Annotated in this window: 20 protein-coding genes; 8 read left to right on the plus strand and 12 right to left on the minus strand. The window is 59.6% G+C overall.

Features of this window, described 5'->3' with window-relative positions; translation table 11 throughout:
• Window positions 1-67: 67 nt before the first annotated feature.
• A complete protein-coding gene (locus ACW9IR_RS12815; RefSeq protein ID WP_026000663.1) occupies window positions 68-475 on the minus strand; it encodes a flagellar basal body-associated protein FliL in 408 nt (135 codons plus the stop codon).
• A 150-nt stretch (window positions 476-625) separates the two neighbouring features.
• Here ACW9IR_RS12815 and ACW9IR_RS12820 point away from each other — a divergent pair, with 150 nt between their 5' ends.
• Window positions 626-1603 carry an NADPH:quinone oxidoreductase family protein gene (locus ACW9IR_RS12820; RefSeq protein ID WP_457463506.1) on the plus strand — a complete coding sequence of 326 codons (978 nt, stop codon included), beginning with the start codon at window positions 626-628 and terminating at the stop codon, window positions 1601-1603.
• Between the two features lie 54 nt (window positions 1604-1657).
• Here ACW9IR_RS12820 and ACW9IR_RS12825 read toward each other — a convergent pair whose 3' ends face one another.
• Window positions 1658-2269: an energy transducer TonB gene (locus tag ACW9IR_RS12825; protein WP_102901407.1), complete on the minus strand. Its 612-nt coding sequence runs from the start codon at window positions 2267-2269 to the stop codon at window positions 1658-1660.
• 188 nt (window positions 2270-2457) lie between these two features.
• Complete coding sequence (locus tag ACW9IR_RS12830) at window positions 2458-3075, minus strand: flagellar basal body-associated protein FliL (RefSeq protein WP_457463509.1); 618 nt, start codon at window positions 3073-3075, stop codon at window positions 2458-2460.
• A 224-nt stretch (window positions 3076-3299) separates the two neighbouring features.
• On the opposite strand from ACW9IR_RS12830, the gene glpT reads away from it, so the two are divergent.
• Window positions 3300-4649 (plus strand): glycerol-3-phosphate transporter, encoded by a 1350-nt coding sequence (glpT, locus tag ACW9IR_RS12835; RefSeq protein ID WP_457463511.1) that lies wholly within the window; start codon window positions 3300-3302, stop codon window positions 4647-4649.
• Here the strand turns inward: glpT and ACW9IR_RS12840 are convergent.
• The 7 genes from ACW9IR_RS12840 to ACW9IR_RS12870 all read right to left on the minus strand — a co-directional run bounded on the left by ACW9IR_RS12840 (window position 4625) and on the right by ACW9IR_RS12870 (window position 12769).
• A complete protein-coding gene (locus ACW9IR_RS12840; protein WP_095119866.1) occupies window positions 4625-5293 on the minus strand; it encodes a gamma-glutamylcyclotransferase in 669 nt (222 codons plus the stop codon). The genes glpT and ACW9IR_RS12840 overlap by 25 nt on opposite strands.
• A gap of 197 nt (window positions 5294-5490) precedes the next feature.
• Window positions 5491-6459 carry a CDP-6-deoxy-delta-3,4-glucoseen reductase gene (locus tag ACW9IR_RS12845; RefSeq protein WP_102901409.1) on the minus strand — a complete coding sequence of 323 codons (969 nt, stop codon included), beginning with the start codon at window positions 6457-6459 and terminating at the stop codon, window positions 5491-5493.
• Entirely contained in the window at window positions 6459-7925 is a 1467-nt protein-coding gene (gene ubiD, locus ACW9IR_RS12850) for a 4-hydroxy-3-polyprenylbenzoate decarboxylase (protein ID WP_007911173.1), read from the minus strand. The genes ACW9IR_RS12845 and ubiD overlap by 1 nt, the downstream gene beginning before the upstream one ends.
• A gap of 80 nt (window positions 7926-8005) precedes the next feature.
• The gene (locus tag ACW9IR_RS12855) at window positions 8006-9961 is read right to left on the minus strand and encodes an acyltransferase family protein (protein ID WP_457463514.1); all 1956 of its coding nucleotides are present in this window, start codon (window positions 9959-9961) and stop codon (window positions 8006-8008) included.
• A gap of 140 nt (window positions 9962-10101) precedes the next feature.
• Window positions 10102-11361: a transcription termination factor Rho gene (gene rho / locus ACW9IR_RS12860; RefSeq protein WP_003229334.1), complete on the minus strand. Its 1260-nt coding sequence runs from the start codon at window positions 11359-11361 to the stop codon at window positions 10102-10104.
• Between the two features lie 250 nt (window positions 11362-11611).
• Window positions 11612-11941: a thioredoxin TrxA gene (gene trxA, locus ACW9IR_RS12865; protein WP_008150340.1), complete on the minus strand. Its 330-nt coding sequence runs from the start codon at window positions 11939-11941 to the stop codon at window positions 11612-11614.
• Between the two features lie 120 nt (window positions 11942-12061).
• Window positions 12062-12769, minus strand: coding sequence for a FadR/GntR family transcriptional regulator (locus ACW9IR_RS12870; protein WP_102901411.1), 708 nt, complete (start codon window positions 12767-12769; stop codon window positions 12062-12064).
• 256 nt (window positions 12770-13025) lie between these two features.
• Between ACW9IR_RS12870 and ACW9IR_RS12875 the strand changes: the two genes are divergently transcribed.
• The 5 genes from ACW9IR_RS12875 to ppx all read left to right on the plus strand — a co-directional run bounded on the left by ACW9IR_RS12875 (window position 13026) and on the right by ppx (window position 17583).
• Complete coding sequence (locus ACW9IR_RS12875) at window positions 13026-13811, plus strand: transporter substrate-binding domain-containing protein (RefSeq protein ID WP_095119862.1); 786 nt, start codon at window positions 13026-13028, stop codon at window positions 13809-13811.
• 21 nt (window positions 13812-13832) lie between these two features.
• Window positions 13833-14501 carry an amino acid ABC transporter permease gene (locus tag ACW9IR_RS12880; RefSeq protein WP_007911165.1) on the plus strand — a complete coding sequence of 223 codons (669 nt, stop codon included), beginning with the start codon at window positions 13833-13835 and terminating at the stop codon, window positions 14499-14501.
• A complete protein-coding gene (locus tag ACW9IR_RS12885; RefSeq protein WP_095119861.1) occupies window positions 14498-15148 on the plus strand; it encodes an amino acid ABC transporter permease in 651 nt (216 codons plus the stop codon). The genes ACW9IR_RS12880 and ACW9IR_RS12885 overlap by 4 nt, the downstream gene beginning before the upstream one ends.
• Complete coding sequence (locus ACW9IR_RS12890; protein ID WP_007911148.1) at window positions 15135-15872, plus strand: amino acid ABC transporter ATP-binding protein; 738 nt, start codon at window positions 15135-15137, stop codon at window positions 15870-15872. Before ACW9IR_RS12885 ends, ACW9IR_RS12890 begins: the two co-directional genes overlap by 14 nt.
• A 208-nt stretch (window positions 15873-16080) precedes the next feature.
• Window positions 16081-17583, plus strand: a complete 1503-nt coding sequence (gene ppx / locus ACW9IR_RS12895) for an exopolyphosphatase (RefSeq protein ID WP_457463519.1) — start codon at window positions 16081-16083, stop codon at window positions 17581-17583.
• A 249-nt stretch (window positions 17584-17832) separates the two neighbouring features.
• Here ppx and ppk1 read toward each other — a convergent pair whose 3' ends face one another.
• Complete coding sequence (ppk1, locus tag ACW9IR_RS12900) at window positions 17833-20058, minus strand: polyphosphate kinase 1 (protein WP_077574992.1); 2226 nt, start codon at window positions 20056-20058, stop codon at window positions 17833-17835.
• Window positions 20059-20076: 18 nt separating this feature from the next.
• Complete coding sequence (gene hemB / locus ACW9IR_RS12905) at window positions 20077-21090, minus strand: porphobilinogen synthase (protein ID WP_457463521.1); 1014 nt, start codon at window positions 21088-21090, stop codon at window positions 20077-20079.
• A gap of 207 nt (window positions 21091-21297) precedes the next feature.
• On the opposite strand from hemB, the gene ACW9IR_RS12910 reads away from it, so the two are divergent.
• On the plus strand, window positions 21298-21948 hold the full coding sequence (locus ACW9IR_RS12910; protein WP_150730804.1) for a DedA family protein: 651 nt from the start codon (window positions 21298-21300) through the stop codon (window positions 21946-21948).
• Window positions 21949-22078: the final 130 nt, after the last annotated feature.

The following is a 22078-nucleotide window of genomic DNA, read 5'->3' on the forward strand; positions in this document are numbered from 1 at the left end:
TACAGGGGAACGCATTCCAATGTAGGAGCTGACGAAGGCTGCGATCTTTTGACTTTCAGAATTTGTATTACTGAATGATCAGGTTGTTAAACAACAGATCCTCAACCACCGGCTTGCCGGTCTCGTCATTCATCACTTGCTGGGTCTGTTTCAGCGCTTCCTGACGCAGCTTCTCTTTACCTTCGATGCTGCCCATCGCCTCGGTTGTCTGCTGCGTGAACAATGCCACCAGTTGATTACGGATCAGCGGCTCGTTGGCCTTGACCAGTTTGCTCGCCTCTTCACCGGTCACGCGCAGTGCCACATCGGCCTTGTAGACCTTGAGCTTCGGCGTGCCGTCCAGCCCGTAGTTGCCCACGAACGGCGGGCTCAGGGTGATGTAGCTTACCTTCGGCGCCTCGCCTTCTTTGGCTTCTTCGGCCAGCGCTGCCACAGGCAGAGACAGGGCCAGCAACAACATGATCCACGCTTTCACAATTCGCTCCTTATCCGGTTTGCGGCCTAGCATAACGACCCGCCGCGCAAGCACAAGCTTATGGCTGACTATCAGGGCCGGGCATGCTCGTTGACCCGTTGACTGACACACCTACACTTATCGGCCATCACTCCCAAAGGAATAGCCCTGATGAAAGCCGTGCTGTGCAAAGCCTTCGGCCCTGCCGAATCGCTGGTGCTGGAAGACGTCGCCAGTCCTGTCGTGAAGAAGAACGAAATCCTGCTGGACGTGCACGCCGCCGGGGTCAACTTCCCGGACACGCTGATTATCGAGGGCAAGTACCAATTCAAGCCGCCCTTTCCGTTTTCACCGGGTGGCGAAGCGGCCGGCGTGGTCACGGAGGTCGGGGAAAAGGTCAGTCATCTGAAGGTCGGTGACCGGGTCATGGCCCTGACCGGCTGGGGCAGTTTTGCCGAACAGGTCGCGGTGCCGGGCTATAACGTGCTGCCGATTCCGCCGTCGATGGATTTCAACATCGCTGCCGCCTTCAGCATGACCTACGGCACCTCGATGCACGCGCTCAAGCAACGCGCCAACCTGCAACCGGGTGAAACCCTGCTGGTGCTTGGCGCATCCGGTGGCGTCGGCCTCGCGGCGGTGGAAATCGGCAAAGCCATGGGCGCCCGCGTTATCGCTGCCGCCAGCAGCGCGGAGAAACTGGCGGTGGCCAAAGCTGCCGGCGCCGATGAGTTGATCAATTACAGCGAAACCAGCCTCAAGGAGGAAATCAAACGCCTCACCGACGGCCAGGGTGCCGATGTGATTTACGACCCGGTCGGCGGCGATCTCTTCGATCAAGCCATCCGCGCCATCGCCTGGAATGGTCGTCTGCTGGTGGTCGGCTTCGCCAGCGGGCGCATCCCGGAGTTGCCAGTCAACCTCGCCCTGCTCAAAGGCGCGGCGGTGCTCGGCGTGTTCTGGGGCTCCTTCGCCCAGCGCCAGCCGCAGGACAACGCGGCGAACTTCCAGCAGTTGTTCGCCTGGTTTGCCGAGGGCAAGTTGAAACCGTTGGTGTCGCAGGTCTATCCGCTGAGCAATGCGGCGCAGGCAATCAATGATCTTGGCCAGCGCAAGGCGGTGGGCAAGGTGGTGGTGCAGGTGCGCTGAGTGACCTTTCGATAAAGGCCAGAATCTCCGGTTCGGTCGTTCTGGCCTTTGTTATCAAAGCAACTCACGAATCTCCTCCGGCAACAGGCTCATGAATTTGCGCGTAGGGCTGTCTCGACAAGCCCTGACGATCTTCTCAACCTGCCGGTTCATCTTGGCAATCATTGCCAGACGTTGTGCGTCCGGTAACTGAGTTTTAGGGAAGACGTTCGTAAGATAGGCGCGGGTTTGTGCGAACGCCGCCGAATCGATCCATGAGTACTCGGCAATGTTGGCGAGATTCTCGTTAACCGTTCGGCATCGCAAGACTTTCAGTTGCTGATTGACATGAATGGGCTGATCCAGATCGAGCCGAAAGGCTATCGGCGCGACGACTTCCTGCTTTTCGGGTTTGCCCTCCTCAACGGCCCAAGGCTCGAAACGCCACTGCGCCAGCGCGACTCTGACCGCCTCGGCCAGATCGGGGTGATCGCTTTTCAAGATGCTGATCTCGCCGACCGAGCCGTCCGCCCTGGCGATGAAACGGGCCTTCACCTCACCCGTAATCCCTGCCCTGGACAGCGCTTGAGGATAAACCGGTCTGGGGTTGTCTTCAGGAATCAAAAGCACCTCTCCGGGCGCAACACCGCCGACGACCAACAAAAACAACGCCACAATCCACCGCATACCCCACCCCCTAGCGCTCGAATGCCAATCCCGGCAACAACACAAAGGTTACGGAGCGATGACGCTTAACTGAATGGCGCAACTTCTGCTTTGGGTGCAGGACATTTCCCAAGATAAGACGGTAAATCGGGCGAAAAAGCGCCACGCGAATGCTCAGAGGTAACTCTTCTGACGGATTCCTTTACCGCTCAGCCTGCAATATCACCCGGCATCAGATGTTCCTGAACCTTTTCGCTACGCGACTGGATTAACTGCCCCTTGTCATCGAAGCGCAGAACAATCAGCCAATCGTAAACATCGACCGGCCATTTCGGCTGACCGATCAGTGCCGGGCCGTCTCCACCGAACGCCGCAATCAGTTTGTTGATGTGGCTGTGGTGCCAGGCGATCAACACGGTTTTCGCCTGATTATTCTTGCGCAGCGAGCTGACCAGTTTGTCGACGTCGTTATTGGCGTAGGGCTGCTCGATCGGCAGTTGCAGGCGTTGGGACAGTGGAATCAGCGTCTGACGCGGTCGGATGCTTTCCGGGCTGTCGGCGGTAGCGATCAGACGTTGGGGCGTGAGTGTCTGGTCGTCCAGTTGCAACGAGGTGAAATAGTCCGCGTAGGCAACGGCGCGCTGTTCGCCCCGGGCATTGAGTTCACGGCCCACCTCAGGCTTTTCCGCATGACGGACGATCAATACGGTGACATTGCGCAGGCCTGGCGCTGCAGAACCCTGCGCGAAGCTCAACACCAGCACTGAAGCAGCCACAACAGCAACCATCAACAGCCTAGGCAATAGCCTGCGAACTTTCGGGGTCATCGTTTATCTCGAGATATCAGTCGATCTGTAGATCGCGAGTCTAAGTCACAACGTCCCGAGCGCGACAAAAACGCCCCGTTCTTACAGCTGAGCGACAGGTTCGTAAAGGAACACGCGACATCCAACATTTTCCGCTATTTGCTCGATGCGAACCGGTGCTATTTTCGGTAACGAAACTGTAACATTCGCATCCGCAGTCAAAACAAGAAATCTGGAGCTCTTGAATGTTTGCTTTCTTTCGTCCTGCCGCACATCAGGCTCCATTGCCTGAAGAAAAAATAGACAGCACCTACCGACGCCTGCGCTGGCAGATCTTCGCCGGTATTTTCTTTGGCTACGCGGGTTACTACCTGCTGCGCAAAAACTTCTCGCTGGCCATGCCGTACCTGATCGACGAAGGCTACAGCCGCGGCGATCTGGGTCTGGCAATGTCGGCGATCGCCATTGCCTACGGTCTTTCCAAGTTCCTCATGGGCCTGGTGTCCGACCGTTCCAACCCGCGTTACTTCCTGACGTTCGGCTTGCTGGTCTCGGCCGGTGTGATGTTCATTTTCGGTTTCGCACCTTGGGCAACGTCCAGCGTGACCATGATGTTCATCCTGCTGTTCATCAACGGCTGGGCCCAGGGCATGGGTTGGCCGCCAAGTGGCCGGACCATGGTGCACTGGTGGTCGCAGAAGGAACGCGGCGGCGTGGTGTCCGTGTGGAACGTGGCGCATAACGTCGGTGGCGGCCTGATCGGCCCGCTGTTCCTGCTCGGCATGGGCTTGTTCAACGACTGGCATGCAGCGTTCTACGTACCGGCAGCCGTGGCGTTGGGCGTGGCCGTGTTCGCGTTCATCACCATGCGCGACACCCCGCAATCGGTTGGCCTGCCGCCGATCGAGAAGTACAAGAACGATTACCCGGAAGGCTACGACGCCAGCCACGAAGACGAATTCAGCGCGAAAGAGATCTTCGTCAAATACGTGCTGCGCAACAAAATGCTCTGGTACATCGCCATGGCCAACGTTTTCGTCTACCTGCTGCGCTACGGCGTGCTGGACTGGGCACCGACCTACCTGAAAGAAGCCAAGGGTTTCACCGTCGATAAAACCTCGTGGGCGTACTTCTTCTACGAGTGGGCGGGGATTCCGGGCACGCTGCTGTGCGGCTGGATGTCGGACAAGATCTTCCGTGGCAACCGTGGCCTGACCGGCATGGTGTTCATGGCGCTGGTGACCGTTGCGACCTTGGTTTACTGGCTGAACCCGGCCGGCAACCCGACCGTCGACATGATCGCGTTGTTCTCGATCGGCTTCCTGATCTACGGCCCGGTGATGCTGATCGGCCTGCAAGCGCTGGAACTGGCACCGAAGAAAGCCGCTGGCACTGCCGCAGGCTTCACTGGTCTGTTCGGTTATCTGGGTGGCTCGGTCGCGGCCAGTGCCGCGATGGGCTACACCGTTGACCATTTCGGCTGGGACGGTGGTTTCGTGCTGCTGGTGGGCGCTTGCCTGCTGGCGATGGCCTTCCTCGCCCCGACGCTATGGCACAAGCAAGTCGCCAGTCAGAGCCGTGAAGCGGTCGCTTGATCAGTCTGTGACTTACAGCGCTTGAGCCGCGCCTCCAGATTTCGATCTGGCATGGCGTGGCTGCGCAGGGCGTGTGCGGTCTGCTCGACATAATCGCGAGTGGTGCCGTAACGCCCGCTGGCGCTTTCGAACACCTGGCTTAGCACGTGATCCGGCAAGTTGCCGGCATAGCTGGGCAGGTGTCGCTCCAAAACGAATCCCAACGCCTGCACCTGAGTGCCATCTTCGAGCCGGCAGTTGAGCCAGTGTGGCCGATAGGACGGCACCGGCATTTCGCGTTTCCACAAGGCGTACAGCGCAGTGTCGAGATTGTCTTCCGGCAAGCGATAGGCGAAGCCGCTGCACGAACCGCCACGATCCAGACCAAACACCAGACCGGGCATTTCCGGCGTCCCGCGGTGCTCGTGGGACCACAGGTACAAGCCGCGATGGTAGCCGTGCACGCGTCCGCGCACCCGTTCTACCGCCGAGCATTCGGGCCGCCAGATCAGCGAACCGTAGGCGAACAGCCACACCGGCCCGCCCTTGTGGCGCGCCATGGTCGATTGCATGGAAGCGAGAAGTTGTTCGTGCGTCAGCTGCGGCCCAAGATCGAGCCGCGGAGGGTAATTCAAATTCAGAAAAGCGTTTTCAATGGCGCTCATGGCGAATAGCGTTCAGCTCCCCGCGGGTAAAGAATTACTTAATAGAACGCACCGCTGTAACAATAAGGCACATATGTTTTAAGGCAATTTGAGTGCCATGGCACAGTTCTTAATTGATTGCCTGATGGATATATAACCTAGCGGTATTTATGCAATTACATAAATACCGATCGGCTATATAGCGAGTTATAACGGATTCAGGAGCGGGGAGCGTAAGCGAACACGTCGGCACGCATTTGATGGGCGTCCATCCCGGCTTCGACCAATGCGTCCAGCGTGCCGTAGACCATGGCCGGCGAGCCGCTGGCATAGACGTGCAGCGGTTTCAGATCCGGGAAGTCTTCACAGACCGCCTCGTGCAGCATGCCGCAGCGCCCTTCCCAACCGCATTGATCACTGACGACTTTGTGCAGGAACAGATTGGGCAACTTCAGCCATTCATCCCAATGTTCGATCTCATAGAAATCTTCCGGACGGCGCACGCCCCAGTACAGATGCACCGGGTGTTTGAAGCCGTTGGCGCGGCAGTGTTCGATCAGGGCGTGAATCTGGCCCATGCCGGTGCCGGCGGCAACCAGCACCAGCGGACCATCCGGCAATTCGGCCAGATGCGTGTCGCCGAACGGCAGCTCGACCCGCACCATCGCGTTGCGTTGCAGCTGTTCGATCAGGCTCAGTGCACTGGCTTCGCGCGCCAGCACATGGATTTCCAGATCACGCCCACCGTGCGGCGCCGAGGCCATGGAGAACGCTGACTTCTCACCGTTCTCACGCTCGATCATCAAGTACTGTCCGGCGTGATAGCGCGGTGGCTTGCCCGCCGGCGCACGCAGACGCACGCGCCAGGTATCACCACCCACATCGCGGCATTCGATGACCTGACATGACAGGCTGCGCACCGGCAGTTCTCCCAGCGCGAGCACGCCATCCCACAGCAGGACGCAGTCTTCCAGCGGCTCGGCTATGCAAGTGTAGAACTCGCCGTGGTCATGCACCTTGCCGTCCTGCGCGACTCTACCTTCAACCAGCAGCGCCGCACACACATGACAATTGCCGTTGCGGCAGCTTTGCGGGCATTCGTAGCCCAAGCGCCGCGCGCCGTCGAGAATCCGCTCACCGGGCTGTATCTCAAGCACTGCTCCGGAGGGCTGCAGGGTTACACGCATCAATCTATTCCTAACTGATTCCAGATGGCATCGATCCGTTGGGTGACGGCGTCGTCCTTGACGATCACGCGGCCCCACTCGCGAGTGGTTTCGCCCGGCCACTTGTGGGTGGCATCGAGGCCCATTTTCGAACCCAGGCCAGAAATCGGCGAGGCGAAGTCGAGGTAGTCGATCGGCGTGTTATCGATCATCACCGTGTCGCGCTTGGGGTCCATGCGCGTGGTGATGGCCCAGATCACGTCGTTCCAGTCGCGGGCGTTGATATCGTCGTCAGTGACGATAACGAACTTGGTGTACATGAACTGTCGCAAAAACGACCAGACACCGAGCATCACGCGCTTGGCATGCCCCGGATACGACTTCTTCATGGTCACGATGGCCATGCGGTACGAGCAGCCTTCCGGCGGCAGGTAGAAATCGGTGATCTCAGGGAATTGCTTCTGCAGGATCGGCACGAACACTTCGTTCAGCGCCACGCCGAGAATCGCCGGCTCATCCGGCGGACGGCCGGTGTAGGTGCTGTGGTAGATCGGTTTGATCCGGTGGGTGATGCGTTCGACGGTGAACACCGGGAAGCTGTCGACTTCATTGTAGTAACCGGTGTGGTCGCCGTACGGGCCTTCATCGGCCATTTCGCCGGGGTGGATCACGCCTTCGAGGATGATTTCGGCGGTGGCCGGCACTTGCAGGTCATTGCCGCGGCACTTGACCAGTTCGGTGCGGTTACCGCGCAAGAGGCCCGCGAAAGCGTATTCGGAGAGACTGTCCGGCACTGGCGTCACCGCGCCAAGGATGGTCGCCGGATCCGCACCCAGGGCCACGGACACCGGGAACGGCTGACCCGGGTGCTTCTCGCACCACTCACGGAAGTCGAGGGCGCCGCCACGATGGCTGAGCCAGCGCATGATCACCTTGTTGCGGCCGATCACTTGCTGACGGTAGATGCCGAGGTTCTGGCGATCCTTGTTCGGGCCTTTGGTGACGGTCAGGCCCCAGGTGATCAGCGGACCGACGTCGCCGGGCCAGCAGGTCTGCACCGGCAGCATCGCCAGATCGACGTCGTCGCCTTCGATGACCACTTCCTGGCACACCGCGTCTTTGACGACTTTCGGCGCCATCGAGATGATCTTGCGGAAGATCGGCAGTTTCGACCACGCGTCTTTCAAGCCCTTCGGTGGCTCCGGCTCCTTGAGGAAGGCCAGCAGCTTGCCGATTTCGCGCAGCTCGCTGACCGACTCGGCGCCCATGCCCATGGCCACCCGTTCAGGCGTACCAAACAGGTTGCCGAGCACCGGAATGTCATAGCCAGTCGGTTTTTCGAACAGCAGCGCCGGGCCCTTGGCCCGCAGCGTGCGGTCGCACACCTCGGTCATCTCCAGCACCGGCGAGACGGGAATCTGGATGCGTTTCAACTCTCCGCGCTGCTCAAGCTGCTGCACGAAATCCCGAAGATCCTTGAATTTCATTGACGATGGCACCCTCAAAATAGGCGTACATCCTACCTGCTCTGACGGGCAAACAGCAGCCCGTCAGGCACCGGCATCGCTCAATTGTGCCTCGCGCCCAGCAGCAGCGGTGCAAACAGCGGGCTCAGTCGGACGCTGCCGACATCCGACAGGTGATCCTCATCCTTGTACTGCGAATGACCATTGACCTCGATGCTGCAGACTCCGTTCGCACACATCAGCGGTGTTGGATCGATCACGTGAACTCCCGGATCGGCGGCGCTCATGGCGTCGAACAAGGTACTGAGGAACTGCTGTCGCGCCAGATGCTCTTCAAGCGGACGGCCCAGCCCTTCGGCCGAACGCCCGATGCGCGCCAGACTGGTCAACCGGTTGATGATGCCTTTACGTTGTAAAGGCACTTCTTTGAACAACCAGACTTGCGCGCCCGCCGCTCTCAGCGCGGCCACTCGCGCCTTGAGTGCAACGGCCATGCGTTGCTCAGCCTGGGCAGTAGTGTCGTGGGCGTTGAGCAGTACTTTTTTATCGCCGTCTTCACGGCCGTACACATAAAGGCTCCAGTTCGAGGCCAGCACTACGTCCTTGATACCCAGACTGCGCACACGCTCCATGGTTTGTTCGTTGAAGTCTTTGCAGCGCTGACGCGGATCATCGCTCAGAATCGGTGGGCAGGCGCTCATGCTGTACAGCCACACCGGACGTCCTTCGCGGCGGGCATTGCTTTCGATGGCCGGCAGCAACGCAGCGGTGTGGCTGTCGCCCCAGAACAATTGCGTGGCCGGGACATCCTCGCGGCCACCCACCAGGCATGCCTTGTCCAGCGACTTGTCCTGGGTGACCAACATGCACTTCATCTGCCCGGCGCGCCATTCCCGCGACTGTGCATATTCCAGCGCTTTGCCGGTCAGCCGTTGTGGCACCCCGTCAGCTGAACGGATCGCCGAGCCCGTCGCCACCAACACGACAATCGCAGCCACAGCCCCGGCCAATATGGCGTTACGCCCGGCCAGCAAGCGTTTTTCCCGAAACGGCAACTCGACATAGCGCAGGCTCAGCCACGCCAGTCCCAGCGCCATGGCCATCCAAGCGAACGCCTCGACAGGCTGAATACCGTCGATGGAAATCGCGTTGGCGTAGACAAAGACCGGCCAATGCCACAGGTACAGCGAATAGGAGAGCAACCCGACCCAGACCAACGGCCGCAGGCTCAAGAGTTGCGCGGTCCAGCTCTGACCCTGGGCGCCCGACCAGATCAATGCCGTGGTACCCAGTACTGGCAGCAACGCCGCCCAGCCCGGAAACACCGTAGATTTGTCGAACGTAAACACCGCAAACAGCACGGCAGCCAGACCCGCGATGCCAACCGCTTGATACAACCATGGGCGCACCGCCTGCTTCGGCGCCGGCGTCACCGCGAGCATCGCGCCGCAGAGCAGCTCCCAGGCCCGGGTCGGCAGCGAGAAGAAGGTGAATTCCGGTTTGTGTTCGATATACGCGATATTCAAGCCGAACGACACCAGCAACACCGCAAACAACATCCAGCGCCAATGCCGGACATAACGGATCAGCACCGCCATCAGCAGTGGAAAGAAGATGTAGTACTGCTCTTCTACCGCCAGCGACCAGGTATGCAGCAGCGGCTTCAGATCGGAGGCCGGCTGGAAGTAGCCATCCTCACGCATGAACAGGATGTTGGAGATGAACAATGACTGATAGCGCACTGTTCGCCCAAGCTCGGAGAAGTCCTTGGCCGTCAGCAGCAGCCAGCCCAGCGCCAACGTGACCAGCATGACCACGCTCAGCGCAGGAATGATGCGACGGGCACGGCGCGCCCAGAAATCAATGAAACTGAAGCGCTGTGCGCTGATTTCACGGAACAGAATGGTGGTGATCAGGAACCCGGAAATGACGAAAAAGACGTCCACCCCGACAAAACCACCACTGAATGTACTGAATCCGAAATGAAACAGTACGACAGGAATAACCGCCAGTGCCCGTAATCCGTCGATATCACGGCGATTGCCAAACGTGTGCATGAAAAACCTTTCTCTTTTTGGATACAGCGTCCCTGGAAAGCGCGAAAGTTATCAGCAGCGTACATTTCAATCCAGACACAAATAATCCGGCGCAAAAAAAACGCCCCTTTCGGGGCGTTCTTTTTCAAACCGCTTACGTATTACTTGCGCTTCATCGACAAGAAGAACTCGTCGTTGGTCTTGGTCGTTTTCAGCTTGTCGACCAGGAACTCGATGGCAGCCACTTCGTCCATCGGGTGCAGCAGCTTGCGCAGAATCCACATGCGCTGCAGTTCGTCGTCGGCGGTCAGCAACTCTTCGCGACGGGTACCGGAGCGGTTGATGTTGATGGCCGGGAACACACGCTTCTCGGCGATCTTGCGATCCAGAGGCAGTTCCATGTTGCCGGTACCCTTGAACTCTTCGTAGATCACTTCGTCCATCTTCGAGCCGGTTTCAACCAGCGCGGTGGCGATAATGGTCAGCGAGCCGCCTTCTTCGATGTTACGCGCGGCACCGAAGAAACGCTTTGGCTTCTCCAGAGCGTGGGCATCGACACCACCGGTCAATACCTTGCCGGAGCTCGGGATCACGGTGTTGTAGGCACGGGCCAGACGGGTGATGGAGTCGAGCAGGATCACCACGTCTTTCTTGTGCTCGACCAGGCGCTTGGCCTTCTCGATCACCATTTCAGCAACCTGCACGTGACGGGTCGGCGGCTCGTCGAAGGTCGAGGCAACCACTTCGCCGCGCACGGTGCGCTGCATTTCGGTCACTTCTTCCGGACGTTCGTCGATCAGCAGCACGATCAGGTGAACTTCAGGGTTGTTACGGGCGATGTTCGCTGCAATGTTTTGCAGCATGATCGTTTTACCGGCTTTCGGCGGTGCAACGATCAGACCGCGCTGGCCTTTGCCGATCGGGGCGCACAGGTCGATTACACGACCGGTCAAGTCTTCAGTGGAACCGTTACCGGCTTCCATCTTCATGCGCACGGTCGGGAACAGCGGGGTCAGGTTCTCGAAGAGAATCTTGTTTTTCGCGTTCTCGGGACGATCGAAGTTGATCGTATCGACCTTGAGCAGAGCGAAATACCGCTCGCCTTCCTTCGGAGGGCGGATCTTGCCAACGATGGTGTCACCGGTGCGCAAGTTGAAGCGGCGGATCTGGCTTGGCGAGACGTAGATATCGTCCGGGCCGGCCAGGTAGGAAGCGTCAGCGGAGCGCAGGAAGCCGAAGCCGTCCTGGAGAATCTCCAGCACGCCATCACCGGAGATTTCCTCGCCGCTTTTCGCGTGCTTTTTCAGCAGGGAGAAAATCACGTCCTGCTTGCGCGAACGGGCCATATTTTCTATGCCCATCTGTTCGGCCAATTCGAGCAGTTCGGTAATCGGCTTTTGCTTGAGTTCAGTCAGATTCATATAGGAATGACGTAATCATTTATGGAGGGGGGGAAATTAAGCTTTTGGCTTAATGAGGCCGCGCCGCGGAGAAGGCGACAGGATCGCGAACTAATTCGAAAAGGAGTGCGTCGGCGACGGCTAGCAGGGGGCAATGGAGAAACCAGTGCGGGGCCGAATGTACCACCTGAGTTTCGGAGCGTCTAGCCCTGAATACGCAAAAAGCCCCGCTATTTTGCGGGGCTTTTTTTCAGGCACTTTACAGCGACGCTTAGATGTTGGCGTCGAGGAAAGCAGCCAGTTGCGACTTCGACAGGGCGCCGACTTTGGTCGCTTCAACGTTGCCGTTCTTGAACAGCATCAGGGTCGGGATACCACGCACGCCGTGCTTGGCCGGGGTTTCCTGGTTCTCGTCGATGTTCAGTTTGGCAACGGTCAGCTTGCCTTTGTAAGTCTCGGCAATCTCGTCCAGAACCGGAGCGATCATTTTGCAAGGACCGCACCATTCGGCCCAGTAATCGACCAGGACAGCGCCTTCGGCCTTGAGGACGTCAACGTCGAAGCTAGCGTCGGTGACGTGTTTGATAAGATCGCTGCTCATGGAATTCTCCAGGTTGTAAGCAAAAAAACGTGGCCCATCATAGCCGCCCTTCCCCTGTTCAGGAAGCCGCAGTTGATTGAGTCTTGCTATGGCACTCGATGAGTTTGGGTATAGCTCAAGTCACGCCGTGGCGGGGGCGATGAAGGAAATTCCGGTACGCAGGGCGGCGTTGCGCACGTGTTCCTGCATGGCTTTTTGCGCCGCACCCGACGCCCGGCGCGCGAGGGCGCGGAGGATCTTGCGGTGTTCCTGCCAGGTTTCCATGGCGCGTTCGGCACGGATGAACGGTAGTTTCTGGCTTTCCAGGAACATTTCAGCGCTGGCCGTAAGGATGCTCAGCATCGCCTGATTGCCGCTGGCCAGCAGAATGCGTCGGTGGAACTCGAAGTCGAGTTTCGCCGCCGCGTCAAAGTCGCCGGCCTTCAACTGATCGCGCATGGCTGCGACATTGTCTTCCAGCGCATCCAGATCGAACGTGCTCAACGTCACCGCCGCCAGCCCCGCCGCAAATCCTTCCAGCGCATAGCGCAGTTGAAAGATGTCCAGTGGCGACGCCTGCGCCGCGAACGACCAGCCCGGTGCGTTTTCGCCACGCGACAATTCCACTGGCGACTGCACGAACACGCCTTTGCCCGGCTGAATACTGACCACACCCAGCGCACTCAGCGACGACAACGCCTCACGCAACGACGCTCGACTCACGCCCAATTGCAGCGCCAGATCCCTTTGCGACGGCAAGGCATCACCCGCGCCGAAACCCTGCTCGGTGATCAGTTTGCGGATCGCTTGCAGCGCCACTTCGGGTACCGCACGGGAAATCGAATTCATGGTTTTTCAGACGCGCCAGGCCAATGTGCGGCTAGTTGTAAAGCTATTCGCCGAGTCCGGCAAGTCGTGCCCCAGCGGGGTTCGGTGCTGCGGAGCGATGCGCGATAGCGGTGCGAAAAACAACCTGACTGTTCAGACCAGTAAGACCGAACAAACCCGCTGAAACCGCGGCCTGCCACGACGAAAGCCACGTATTGGCACGGCCCATGCTCTGTCCGAACGCAGAAATCACTTCCCGCCGATCCGGAGATTGTCCATGACCAAGCGTTACAGCGCCCTCCTCGCCGCCCTGTTTTCCTCTCTGTTGCTCAGCCAGGCTCCCGCTCACGCCGACGGTCTCGACGACGTGGTCAAACGCGGCACGCTGAAAGTCGCCGTGCCCCAGGACTTCCCGCCGTTCGGCTCGGTCGGCCCGGACATGAAACCTCGTGGTCTGGACATCGACACGGCGAAATTGCTGGCCGATCAACTCAAGGTCAAACTCGAACTGACCCCGGTCAACAGCACCAACCGCATTCCGTTCCTGACCACCGGCAAGGTCGACCTGGTGATCTCCAGCCTCGGCAAAAACCCCGAGCGCGAGAAAGTCATCGACTTCTCCCGCGCTTATGCACCGTTCTACCTCGCCGTGTTCGGCCCGCCGGACGCCGCCATCACCAGCCTCGACGACCTCAAGGGCAAGACCATCAGCGTCACCCGTGGCGCCATCGAAGACATCGAACTGACCAAGGTCGCCCCCGAAGGCGTGACCATCAAACGCTTCGAAGACAACAACTCGACCATCGCCGCCTACCTCGCCGGCCAGGTCGACCTGATCGCCAGCGGCAACGTGGTGATGGTCGCGATCAGCGAAAAGAACCCGAAACGCGTGCCGGCGTTGAAAGTGAAGCTCAAGGATTCGCCGGTCTACGTCGGCGTGAACAAGAACGAAGCGGCGCTGCTGGCCAAGGTCAACGACATCCTGACCACCGCCAAGGCTGACGGCGCACTGGAAAAGAATTCGCAGACCTGGCTGAAAGAGCCGCTGCCGGCCGATCTCTGATCGACTGCGCGGGAGATTTTCATGGCTTATCAGTTCGATTTCATGCCGGTGGTGGAAAACACCGACCTGTTGCTGCGCGGGGCGCTGTTTACCCTTGAGCTGACGGCCATCGGAGCGCTGCTCGGGGTTGGCGTCGGGATTGTCGGGGCGCTGGTGCGGGCGTGGAACATCCGCCCGTTCTCGGCAATCTTTGGCGTCTACGTCGAGTTGATCCGCAACACGCCGTTTCTGGTGCAGTTGTTCTTCATCTTCTTCGGTTTGCCGTCGCTTGGCGTGCAGATTTCCGAATGGCAGGCGGCGGTGCTGGCGATGGTGATCAACCTCGGCGCCTATTCGACCGAGATCATTCGCGCCGGCATTCAGGCGATCCCGCGCGGGCAACTGGAAGCCGCAGCGGCGCTGGCGATGACGCGCTTCGAGGCGTTTCGCCACGTGGTCCTGCTGCCAGCGCTGGGCAAGGTCTGGCCGGCACTGAGCAGCCAGATCATCATCGTCATGCTCGGCTCGGCGGTGTGTTCGCAGATTGCCACCGAAGAGCTGAGTTTTGCCGCCAACTTCATTCAGTCGCGCAACTTCCGCGCCTTTGAAACCTACGCGCTGACCACGCTGATCTACCTGTGCATGGCGCTGCTGATCCGCCAGTTGCTGAACTGGATCGGCCGGCGCTACATCAGCAGGAGCCGCGCATGAGCGATTTCACCTTCTGGGACATCCTGCGCAACCTGCTCGTCGGCCTGCAATGGACGCTGGCGCTGTCGCTGGTGGCGTTTGTTGGCGGCGGGATCGTCGGGCTGCTGATCCTGATCATGCGCATCTCGAAAAACTCTCTGCCAAGCAGCATTGCCCGCACCTGGATCGAGCTGTTTCAGGGCACGCCGCTGTTGATGCAGCTGTTTCTGGTGTTCTTCGGTGTGGCCTTGGCGGGGATCGAAATCTCGCCGTGGATGGCCGCAGCGATTGCCCTGACCTTGTTCACCAGCGCCTATCTGGCAGAGATCTGGCGCGGCTGCGTCGAGTCGATCTCCAATGGCCAGTGGGAAGCCTCGGCGAGTCTGGCGCTCAATCCGCTGGAGCAACTGCGCTACGTGATCCTGCCGCAGGCACTGCGCATCGCCGTAGCGCCGACCGTGGGTTTCTCGGTGCAAGTGGTCAAGGGCACCGCCGTCACCTCGATCATCGGTTTCACCGAGCTGACCAAGACCGGCGGCATGCTCGCCAACGCCACATTCGAACCGTTTATGGTCTACGGCCTCGTCGCCCTCGGCTACTTCCTGCTCTGCTACCCCTTGTCCCTCAGTGCGCGCTACCTGGAAAGGAGACTGCATGCCTCTGCTTAGAATTTCCGCCCTGCATAAATACTACGGCGATCACCACGTGCTCAAAGGCATCGACCTCAGCGTCGAAGAAGGCCAGGTCGTGGCAATCATCGGCCGCAGCGGCTCGGGCAAATCCACCCTGCTGCGCACGCTCAATGGTCTGGAATCGATCAACGACGGCGTGATCGAAGTCGACGGCGAATACCTCGACGCCGCCCGCGCCGATCTGCGCAGCTTGCGGCAGAAGGTCGGCATGGTGTTTCAGCAGTTCAACCTGTTCCCGCACCTGACCGTGGGTGAAAACGTCATGCTCGCGCCGCAGGTGGTGCAGAAAGTGCCGAAAGCCAAGGCAGCGGAACTGGCGCGCGAAATGCTCGAACGGGTTGGTCTCGGAGAAAAATTTGATGCCTTCCCGGATCGCTTGTCCGGCGGACAACAGCAACGCGTGGCGATTGCCCGGGCGCTGGCGATGTCGCCGAAGGTTTTGCTCTGCGACGAGATCACCTCGGCGCTCGACCCGGAACTGGTCAATGAAGTGCTCAGCGTGGTGCGGCAATTGGCCAAGGAAGGCATGACGCTGATCATGGTCACCCACGAAATGCGCTTTGCCCGTGAGGTTGGGGATAAATTGGTGTTCATGCACCATGGCAAGGTGCATGAGGTGGGGGATCCGAAGGTGTTGTTTGCAAATCCGCAGACGGCGGAGCTGGCGAACTTTATTGGCACGGTAGAAGCGACAGCCTGAAATATCTCCTGAGGCAGTGATGACCTCTTCGCGAGCAAGCTCGCTCCCACATGGGAATGCGGTCACCTGTGGGAGCGAGCCTGCTCGCGAATGGCCGCGCCGCGATCTCCAGACTTTCTGCGCTGAATCAACGGTTTGAACCATGCGCGTTGGCGCCAGCCTTTGATCGTGGCACGATGACGGGGTTATCGACCGAGACCCCCTGACCATGCCGCAATCCCAAGCCAAGAATCTGTCCCTGATCGCCGCAATCGACCTGGGCTCGAACAGCTTTCACATGGTCGTGGCCAAGGCCCAGAACGGCGAAATCCGCATTCTCGAGCGCCTCGGCGAGAAGGTTCAGCTGGCTGCCGGCATCGACGATGAGCGCAAACTCAACGAAGAATCGATGCAACGCGGCCTCGATTGCCTCAAGCGTTTTGCCCAACTGATCAACGGTATGCCGCTCGGCGCCGTGCGCATCGTCGGCACCAACGCCCTGCGTGAAGCGCGCAACCGCCTCGAATTCATCCACCGCGCCGAAGAAATCCTCGGCCACCCGGTGGAAGTCATTTCCGGCCGTGAAGAAGCGCGACTGATCTACCTCGGCGTGTCGCACACCCTCGCCGACACCCCGGGCAAACGGCTGGTCGCCGACATCGGCGGCGGCAGTACCGAGTTCATCATCGGCCAGCGCTTCGAGCCGCTGCTGCGCGAAAGTCTGCAAATGGGCTGCGTCAGCTTCACCCAGCGCTATTTCAAGGACGGCAAGATCACCCCGGCCCGCTACGCCCAGGCTTACACCGCAGCGCGGCTGGAGATCATGAGCATCGAACACGCTCTACATCGGCTGACCTGGGATGAGGCCATCGGCTCCTCAGGCACCATCCGCGCCATTGGCCTGGCGCTGAAGGCCGGCGGCCACGGCACCGGCGAAGTGAATGCCGAAGGCCTGGCGTGGCTCAAGCGCCGGCTGTTCAAGCTCGGTGACGTCGACAAGATCGATTTCGAAGGCATCAAGCCTGATCGCCAGACCATTTTCCCGGCGGGCCTGGCGATTCTCGAAGCGATTTTCGACGCCCTCGAACTGCAACGCATGGATCACTGCGACGGCGCGCTGCGTGAAGGAGTGCTCTACGACCTGCTCGGCCGCCATCATCACGAAGACGTGCGCGAACGTACGTTAACTTCGCTGATGGAGCGTTACCACGTCGATCTGGAGCAGGCAGCGCGGGTGGAGCGCAAAGCCTTGCACGCATTCGATCAGGTAGCCGCGGACTGGGAGCTGGATGACGGTATCTGGCGCGAACTCCTCGGCTGGGCAGCAAAAGTGCACGAAGTCGGCCTCGATATCGCTCACTATCATTACCATAAGCACGGCGCTTATCTGATCGAGCACTCGGACCTTGCCGGGTTCTCCCGCGAAGACCAACAGATGCTCGCGCTATTGGTGCGCGGCCACCGCCGCAACATTCCCAAGGACAAGTTTGCCGATTTCGGTGACGACGGCGACAAGCTGATTCGCCTGTGCGTATTGCTGCGCTTTGCGATCCTGTTCCATCACATTCGTGGCACCCAGGCAATGCCGCAGGTGGTGTTGCATGCGAAGGGCAACACCCTCGATGTGGAGTTTCCGGAGAATTGGCTGGATGAGAATCAGCTGACTCAGGCGGATTTCGGGCTTGAGGCGGATTGGCTGACGCGGGTGGGGATTGTGCTTACGGTGCATTGAGTTAGTGAGTCAGGCACAAAAAAGGCGATCCGTTGGGATCGCCTTTTTATTGGGTTCGACTTGAGTGAAGAGGTGAACCTTCCCCCTCACCCCAGCCCTCTCCCGAGGGAGAGGGAGCCGATCTCCGTTGGCTTCAAGGCCTGAGTTCGACTCGGTAGTTCAGGTCGGCGTAACTCGCCCATCCAACCCGGTCAGTCCCCTCTCCCTTCGGGAGAGGGCTAGGGTGAGGGGCTTTTGACCTTCAAGGCTTTAGCTGCTAACCGGCAATATCGGACTACCCAACCGCTCCAGCAACGTCGCCTGCGCACTCCTCGGGTTCTGGTTACCGGTCGGCGTGTTGCGGATGTAACGGCCATCCGACTGCAAGCTCCAGCTATGAGTGTTATCAGTCAGATACAGCTCCAGCTCTTTCTTCACCCGGGTCAGCAGTTTCTTGCCTTCGACTGGGAAGCAAGTCTCGACACGCTTGTCGAGGTTGCGCTCCATCCAGTCGGCACTGGAAAGGAACATCTGCTCATCACCGCCATTGAGGAAGTAGAACACCCGCGTGTGCTCAAGGAAGCGGCCGATGATCGAGCGCACATGGATATTGTGCGAAACCCCGGCAATCCCCGGACGCAGACAGCACATGCCGCGCACCACCAGATCGATGCGCACGCCGGACTGGCTGGCCTTGTACAGCGCGCGGATGATCTTCGGATCGGTCAGCGAGTTGAACTTGGCGATGATGTGCGCCGGCTTGCCTTCAACAGCGAACTGGGTCTCGCGGGCAATCATGTCGAGCATGCCCTTCTTCAGGGTGAACGGCGCATGCAGCAGCTTCTTCATGCGCAGGGTTTTACCCATGCCGATCAACTGGCTGAACAGTTTGCCGACGTCTTCGCACAAGGCGTCGTCGGAGGTCAGCAAGCTGTAGTCGGTGTAAAGCTTGGCGTTGCCGGCGTGGTAGTTACCGGTGCCGAGATGCGCGTAACGGACGATTTCGCCGGCCTCACGCCGCAGGATCAGCATCATCTTGGCGTGGGTCTTGAAGCCGACCACGCCGTAGATCACCACCGCACCGGCCGCTTGCAGACGGCTGGCCAGTTGCAGGTTGGACTCTTCGTCGAACCGCGCACGCAGCTCGATGACCGCCGTGACTTCCTTGCCGTTACGCGCGGCATCCACCAGCGCATCGACGATTTCGGAGTTGGCGCCGGAGCGGTACAGGGTCTGACGCACAGCGAGAACGTGCGGGTCTTTGGCGGCTTGACGCAGCAGGTCGACCACCGGGGTGAACGACTCGAACGGGTGCAGCAAGAGGATGTCCTGCTTGCTGACCACGCTGAAGATGTTTTCGCTGTTCTGCAGCAGTTTCGGGATCTGCGGGGTGAACGGCGTGTATTGCAGCTCCGGATGGCTGTCCAGACCGGTGATGCTGAACAGCCGCGTCAGGTTGACCGGGCCGTTGACCTGATACAGCTCGCTCTCGCTCAGATTGAACTGCTTGAGCAGGTAGTCCGAAAGATGTTTCGGGCAAGTGTCGGCGACTTCCAGACGTACCGCATCGCCGTAGCGGCGCGAGAACAACTCGCCACGCAGCGCGCGGGCCAGGTCTTCGACGTCTTCGGAGTCGAGCGCCAGGTCGGCGTTTCGGGTCAGACGGAACTGGTAGCAGCCTTTTACCTTCATGCCCTGGAACAGGTCATCGGCGTGGGCGTGGATCATCGACGACAGAAACACATAGTTGTCGCCCGGGCCACCGACTTCTTCCGGCACCTTGATGATCCGTGGCAGCAGACGCGGCGCCGGGATGATCGCCAGACCGGAATCGCGACCGAAGGCGTCGATACCTTCGAGCTCGACGATGAAGTTCAGGCTCTTGTTCACCAGCAACGGGAACGGGTGCGTCGGGTCGAGGCCGATCGGGGTGATGATCGGTGCGATCTCGTCACGGAAGTAGCGGCGCACCCAGGTTTTGATCTTGACCGTCCAGTGGCGGCGACGGATGAAGCGCACTTGGTGCTTTTCCAGCTCCGGCAACAGAATGTCGTTGAGGATCGCGTACTGACGATCGACGTGACCATGCACCAGCTCACTGATCCGCGCCAGCGCTTGATGCGGCTGCAAGCCGTCAGCACCGGCCTGTTCACGGGCGAAGGTAATCTGCTTCTTCAGGCCGGCGACGCGAATTTCAAAGAATTCGTCAAGGTTGCTGGAGAAGATCAGCAAGAACTTCAGGCGTTCCAGCAACGGATAGGACTCGTCCAGCGCCTGTTCCAGCACGCGGATATTGAATTGCAGTTGCGAAAGCTCACGGTGGATGTACAGGCTGCTGTCATCCAGGCCCGGTATGGCAATCACTGGCGCCGCCGCGACAGGTTCGGTGACTGGCGCGGGTGGCGCAGGCTCCAGTTCCGGCGGGGTCTCGGTGATTTGCTCGACCACCGGTTGAGCTTCTTTTACTGCAACTTCCGTGAGTCCTTCGGTATTCATTGAATGTTCCTGGGAGGGCTATTTCTGCTCTCGTAACAATTGAGCGGCGCGGACAGCAAAGTAAGTCAGGATGCCATCAGCGCCGGCACGTTTAAAGGCGGTCAGTGATTCGAGAATCACCGCCTCGCTCAACCAGCCATTCTGGATCGCCGCCATGTGCATGGCGTATTCGCCGCTAACCTGATAGACGAAGGTCGGCACTTTGAAGGCATCTTTTACCCGGAAAAGAATGTCCAGATATGGCATTCCCGGTTTGACCATGACCATGTCCGCGCCTTCAGACAAGTCCGCACCGACTTCGTGCAGCGCTTCGTCGCTGTTGGCTGGGTCCATCTGATAGGAGGCCTTGTTGGCCTTGCCGAGGTTCGATGCCGAGCCGACCGCATCGCGAAACGGGCCGTAATAGGCGCTGGCGTACTTGGCCGAGTAGGCCATGATCCGCACATTGACGTGGCCGGCGATTTCCAGCGCTTCGCGGATCGCCTGAATGCGACCGTCCATCATGTCCGACGGCGCAACGACCTGCGCACCAGCTTCGGCATGGGACAAGGCCTGGCGGACCAGCGCGTCGACGGTGATGTCGTTCTGTACGTAGCCTTCTTCGTCGAGAATGCCGTCCTGGCCGTGGGTGGTGAACGGATCAAGCGCAACGTCGGTGATCACCCCCAGCTCCGGGAAACGCTCTCGCAGCGCGCGGGTGGCGCGCTGGGCGATGCCTTTGGGGTTCCAGGCTTCGGCGGCGTCGAGGGATTTCAATTCAGGTGGAGTGACCGGGAACAGCGCCAGCGCCGGAATCCCCAGTTCGACCCACTTCGCAGCCTCTTCGAGCAACAGATCGATAGTCAACCGCTCTACCCCGGGCATCGAGGCCACGGCTTCGCGGCGGTTTTCACCGTCGAGCACGAACACCGGCAGGATCAGGTCATCGACCGTCAGCACATTTTCCCGCACCAGCCGACGCGAAAAATCATCACGACGATTGCGGCGCAGGCGTGTGGCAGGGAACAGACGATTGGCAGGGGTAAAGCTCACGGCGGACTCCTGAGCCCGCGCAAACGGGCGAGCGTGACAGTTATAGACGGCCATTATGACGAACAGATGACAGTTATGTGTGCCCCGTGACATGTAGCCGCATTCCATTGTCAGTGTAGGAATTGTTCACGTCGAGACACATTTGGACACTTTCATGAATGTGTCCGAAGGGTTAGGCTGCGCGTTCATTTCGCCAGCACCCAGACAATGCTCCAACAATTTCTGCATGACTTTGGCTACTTTGCCTTGTTCCTCGGCACGTTTTTCGAAGGCGAAACCATTCTGGTGCTCGCGGGCTTCCTCGCGTTCCGTGGATACATGGACATCAATATGGTGGTGGTCGTGGCGTTCTTCGGCAGCTATGCCGGTGATCAGCTGTGGTATTTCCTGGGACGCAAGCACGGACGCAAATTGCTCGCGCGCAAACCGCGCTGGCAGATGATGGGCGACCGCGCGCTGGAGCACATTCGCAAGCATCCGGACATCTGGGTTCTGAGCTTCCGCTTCGTCTATGGCTTGCGCACAGTGATGCCAGTGGCGATCGGTCTGTCGGGTTATCCGCCGGGGCGTTATCTGCTGCTCAACGGTATCGGTGCAGCGATCTGGGCGACCGCGCTGGCCGCTGCGGCTTACCACTTCGGGGCGGTGCTGGAAGGCATGCTCGGCAGTATCAAGAAGTACGAGCTGTGGGTGTTGGGTGCATTTCTGGTGCTGGGCGTTGGCTTGTGGCTGCGCCGTCGTTTCAAGAATGCCCGTCTCGCCAGGCAGGTCTACGCCGACGAGCAAGCCGCAAAAGCTGCACTGCTGAATCAAGCTGAAGTGTCCAAACCTGCCGAACCGAAGACGCCAGCCGAGTAACTCGCTGGCGACTGGCATACAGCCCTGTGCACAGCGCGGGCTGGCCGCCTCTTTCAGTCATTTATCCCCCTCTGCGCTAGCGGACTTCCGTTCGTCAGCCGCGTTCTCACGCCAAAAATCACCCGGTCAT

The organism is Pseudomonas sp. SDT291_1_S447 (genome assembly GCF_054070155.1).